2 protein-coding genes and 1 tRNA gene are annotated in these 5,168 nt (G+C 71.5%); 1 reads left to right on the forward strand and 2 read right to left on the reverse strand.

What is annotated here, in order from left to right; all coding sequences use genetic code 11:
* Together Q0588_RS01950 and Q0588_RS01955 are read right to left on the reverse strand one after the other, a co-directional pair.
* Positions 1-77: transfer RNA gene (locus tag Q0588_RS01950), tRNA-Val, on the reverse strand.
* Between the two features lie 31 nt (positions 78-108).
* Positions 109-3,420 carry an autotransporter outer membrane beta-barrel domain-containing protein gene (locus Q0588_RS01955; RefSeq protein WP_298743264.1) on the reverse strand — a complete coding sequence of 1,104 codons (3,312 nt, stop codon included), beginning with the start codon at positions 3,418-3,420 and terminating at the stop codon, positions 109-111.
* A gap of 450 nt (positions 3,421-3,870) precedes the next feature.
* Here Q0588_RS01955 and Q0588_RS01960 point away from each other — a divergent pair, with 450 nt between their 5' ends.
* Entirely contained in the window at positions 3,871-5,121 is a 1,251-nt protein-coding gene (locus Q0588_RS01960; RefSeq protein WP_298743266.1) for a glycosyltransferase, read from the forward strand.
* Positions 5,122-5,168: the final 47 nt, after the last annotated feature.

Here is a 5,168-nt window from a genome sequence, read left to right on the forward strand (position 1 = left end):
TGGTGGGCGGCGAGGGGTTCGAACCCCCGACCCCCTCGGTGTAAACGAGGTGCTCTGACCAGCTGAGCTAGCCGCCCGTCTGCCGTCCTGGAACCGGAAGCGCCGATCCTAGAACCGGAAGCTGGCCCGCAGGAACAGCATGTAACGCACGTAATCGTCGATCATTTCCGCATCGGCGCTGACCGACAGCATACCCAGTTCGTTGCCGACGTTCAGACGGAAGCCGAGGATCGGCCCGCCGCCCTCGATGGTGTCGGGGGACAGGGTGAAGTCGCCGCCGCCGGAGCGGAAGCGGGCGATGGTCTCGCCCGGATCGACCGAGATGTTCTGGCGCCAGCCGACCCGCACTTCCGGGCGCAGCCAGTCGTTCTGCCCCATCTTCATGCCGAGGTTGATCGCGGCCGTGGCCGAGAACAGGTGGCCGTCGCGGTCGTCGATCTCGAGATCGAAGCCGTCGCCGCCGCCTTCCTCCAGGTGGCCGTCCTCCCTGAGCGAGAAGAATTCCGCATAGGCCTCGGGACGGATGGTGAAGCGGCCGAACGCCCGCTCATAGGAGAGGCCCCCGGCCGCCGCCAGGGTGAAGCCGTTCCAGTCGGATTCATTGGACAGGTTGAGGCCCTCGCCGACGAAGCGGCGCTCCGAGGTGAGGGAGGCGTAGCCGGCCGCGGCCCGGGCCCAGGTGGTCCAGAACTGGCCCTGGGCGCGCCAGTACAGGCCGAGCTCCAGCAGGCTGGCGGACAGCACCTCCTCGGCCTCGGCCTCGGGGTCTTCCAGATCCGACGAGGTGAAGGCCAGGCTCAGGCCGACCGCGCCCAGGTCCGAGCCGCGCTCGACGCCGCCCGCCACGCCGAAGCCCTCCGAGCGGAAGCCGTAGGTGTCGGTCTTGTCCTTGTCGGCGTAGAAATTGATCTCCTGCACCCAGGCGCTGGTCTCGCCCGGGGCGGCCGAGGCGTTGCGGCCGGTCAGGGCGCGGGTGACCGCGTCCACGCCCGAGGCCAGCGACAGCAGCGGGCCGCCGGAGTGCTCGGGCAGCAGCTGTTCGTACAGGTTCAGGAACCCGTCGCGCCCGGTCTGGCTGAGGAAGGCGGTCCGCAGGGCGTCGGCCCCGCCGCCGCCGAGCGCGCCGTAGAAGGCGTCGAACATCTGCGCCTCGGCGGCGATCAGGTCGGCCTCCTCGGCGGTGCGGCGGCGCACCTCGGCGAAGACCTGTCCGGCGGCGACGTCCGCCCCGGTCTCGACCACATACAGGAAGGGCGAGTTCTCCGCGATCGACGAGACGTCGATCGCGCCGTAGTTCAGGGTGTTGGCGTCGATCAGGGTGAAGCGGCCGGGCGCCGCCAGCAGCGAGTTGAAACGGACGCCGAGGCCGGCGCCGTCGGCCAGCGTGGCCGTGCCGGACACATTGAAGGTCCCGGCGGCGCCGTTGGCCGGATCGACCGTGACGATCAGGTCGCCGTCCGCGCCCACGTTCAGCGAACCGAGGTTCAGCGCCGTGGCGTGGCGGCCTTCCAGCGTGCCGTCGGTCACATCGATGTCGAGGGCCCCGTCGCTGTCCGACAGCGCCCCGCGCACCACGGCCCCGCCCGTGATCGCCAGCCGGTCGGCCCCGGCTCCGAAGGCGATGTCGCCCACGACCAGGCCGTTGCGGATGTCGACCGTGTCGCCGCCGCTGCCGAGGTTGACGGCGCCATAGATGGCCGGCTCGTTGTCGTCGGGCACGCCGTCGCCGTCGGTGTCCGGATTGGCCGCCGTGGGCGTGGCGGCGACGCCGCTCTGGACCAGGGTGACGCCGGTGGTGTTGGCGCTGACGTCGATCGCCGTGGCCACGCCGGTGACCGGGTCATTGTCGGCGTTGGCGTTGACCGCGGCCTGGATCGAACGGTTGTTGGTGATCGAGGTCAGGGTTCCGCCGAGGTCGCGAATCGCGAAGGTGTCGGCCGTGCCGCCGGCCGTGCTGGCCAGGATGATTCCGCTGTTGACCAGGCTGTCGACCGTCGCGCCGGCGTCGATCCGGACCGCCGTGGTGGTGGTGGCCTGGTCGCTGTTCGACCCGGCCGTGACGGCGTTGGTGTTGACGAAGCCCGGCACGTTCGCGCCGTCGCCGAAGCGCACGGCGGTGGCGTCGGCGTCATACGCCAGGGCGGCGATCGTGCCGTCGTTCCGCACCCCGCCGGCGACGTCGACGGTCTGGCCGGCGTTGCCGCCGACGACCACGCCGTTGGCGGCGACGCCGTCATAGACGCCTTCCGCCGTGACGTTTCCGCGGTTGATGAAGCCGTAGGCGCTGTCGCCCGCGCCGACGGGCCCCAGGGTGATCGACCGGGTCGCGGATCCGATCTCGACCGCCGGGGCCGAGCCGTAGACATTGACCGTCGCCGTCGTCTCGCCGGTGTCGGCCAGGCCGTCGCCGTCCCGGTCGGTGTCGGAGCGGTTGGGCGTGCCGTCGCCGTCGTCGTCCTCGTCGCCGTTCTTGACGCCGTCGCCGTCGTCGTCGCCCTCGATGCCGATCCCGCCGTAGGCGGGGCCGCGGTCGAGCACCACGCCGCCGGCGACATTGCCCCGGATGCTGACGGCCGGGCCGCCCTGCAGCAGGTCCTCCGCCTCCAGTTCGTCGAGGAACAGCGTGCCCTCGTCGTTCTGGGCCGTGTCCACGAAGCCCGCCGGCCGGTCGGCCGGACGCGCCGTGTAGCGGTAGCCGGACGCCGAGATGTCGGAATGGATGACCATGGCGCCGCCGACGTCGCCCTCGACCGCGAGGGCGGTCGATCCGGGCCCGCGGGCGGTGATCTTGCCCGCGGTCCTGAGGTCGCCGCTGACGTCGCCGGTGACGCGCACGCCGTAGCTGTCGGCCCCGGTCGCCTGCACGGTCCCGAGCATGTCGAACCCGCCGGCCAGCGGCGCTTCGAGCGAGATGCCGTAGGAATTGTCGCCGTCGACGACGACCTGGCCGGCCGAGCCGACGGTGATGTCGCCCGTCAGCGGGGCGGCGCCGGTCAGGCGGACGCCGTAGCGGTCCGAGCCGTGCGCGAACGGACCGTCGATGTCGCCGTCGTTGTCCGTGTCGGTATCGGCGCCGGCGAGGATGTCGTCCGGCAGGCTGATCGTCCCGTTGATGCTGACGTTCGCCGTATTGCCGCCTTCGATGAGCACGCCCGTGGCGCCCGGGGGGGCGTTGTCGAGCGAGATGCCCCCGCCGGCCTCCAGGGTGAAGTCGTGGCTCGAATTCACCGTCACGCCGACGCCGCTGTTGACGGTGATGGAGCCGCCGCTCGCCAGCCGGATGCTGTCGGGACCGCTGCCGGTCGCGTTCGCCGTGGTGATCGGCGTGGTCCGGGCCGTCGAGATCACCACTTCGGCCATGGCGCCGGAGGCCGCCATCAGGGGAGCGATCGCCACCGCGGTCGCGAGCATGATACGCATTCAGAAGAACCCCTGTGGACGACACGCGCAGAGACGCCGGCGATCCTCTAACAGGGACCAAGCCAGCCTGCCTCAAGTTTCTCGAATTTGAGGCGAATGCAAGGCCGAAGGCGCCCGCCGGCCGACCGGGGCGAGCCTCGCCGTGGCCGGGAATCCCGGAAAAGCGACGCTATTTCCGTAACGAGGCCGCGGGCGTGACGGGGCGCGGCCGCAGTCGAAATCATTCGAGCCCCCGGCCTGCGTCCGGCCCCCGCCGCCCCGGGGCGCGGCGGCCCGGAAACCCTCCGCTGACGGAGGACGCCGAGGATGGCGCTTGAGCTTCGCCGTCGCGGGCGCTACGGCGCGCGGATGGTGAAGTCGCATTTGTCCCGGGTCCGCAGCGCGCGTCGCATCCAGAAGCGCGTCCGGCGCGTTGGCCCCCTCGGGATCAGCGCCGCGGAGAAGGAACTGATGAATCTGGCGGGTCTGGAGGTTCAGGAAGGCGAACTGCGCCTCATTCCGGGTTGGGACGAGGAGGTTTCGGAGACCCTGAGGGCGACCAAGGCCGCCGGCGAGGACGGCCGGCCGCGCCTGGTCGACACCACCATGCTGTACGCGCCGCGCTCGGGCGGGGTGAAACGCTACCTGTTGTCCAAGAAGGCCTGGCTGGAGGCGAACCGCCCCGGCGTCGCCCATTCCCTGGTCGTCCCCGGCGCCCACCACAGGGCCGGCGACGACGGCATCGTCCAGCTGCACGCGACCAAGCTGCCCTTCGGCGACGGCTATCGCTGGCCGACCTCGGTGCGGCGCTGGGGCGCCTGGGTCGCCTCGCTCAACCCCGCCATCATCGAGGCCGGAGACCCCTACACTCCGGGGCAGGGGGCGCTGGAGGCGGGCCAGCGGGCCGGCTGCCCGGTCGTCGGCTTCTGCCATTCCGATCCCGCCGGCCTCGCCGCCCTGCATTTCGGCGAATGGGCCAAGAAGCCGGTCGAGAAGCGCTGGGCCCGGCTGTTCGGCCAGTTCGACCGGGTGATCTCGCCCAGCCGCTATATCGCCCGGCGTCTGGAGGAGGCCGGCGTCAGGGACATCGTCATCCAGCCGCTCGGCGTCGAGGTCGACACCTTCCGGCCGGACCGCCGCGACCGCGACTGGCTGCTGAGGAAGCTGAACCTGCCGGCCTCGGCGCGGCTGCTGTGCTTCGCCGGCCGCCCGGCCCGCGAGAAGAACATCGACCTGCTGATCGAGGCCGTGCAGCGGCTCGGCGACCCCTACCACCTCGTGCTGGTCGGCGCCGGCGCGGGCCTGCCCGCCGAGGACCGCGTGATCTCGCTTCCCTATGAGGCCAATCCCAGGGCGGTGGCGAAGATCATCGCCTCCTGCGACGCCTTCGTGCACGCCAACGACAAGGAGCCGTTCGGCCTGATCGTGCTGGAGGCCATGGCCTGCGGCCGCCCCGTGGTCGGCGTCAACGCCGGCGGGGTCAGGGAGACGGTCGACGACAGCGTCGGCCAGCTGGCCGGGAGCGCCGATCCGGTCCACTACGCCGCCGCCGTCGAGGCCCTGTTCGCCCGCGACATCGAGGCCCTCGGCGCCGCCGCCCGGGTCAGGGCCGTCGAGCGCTTCTCCTGGGGCCGGGTGTTCGAGGACCTGTGCATGACCTATGCCGACGTCAGCGGCCAGCGCGCCTTCGTCGAGCCGCGCGGCCAGTGGGCCGAGCACTGACGATCCCGACAGCCGCTACATGCCGGAATGCGAATACGACCGGATGA

Source organism: uncultured Brevundimonas sp., from assembly GCF_937870815.1.
GTDB lineage: Bacteria > Pseudomonadota > Alphaproteobacteria > Caulobacterales > Caulobacteraceae > Brevundimonas.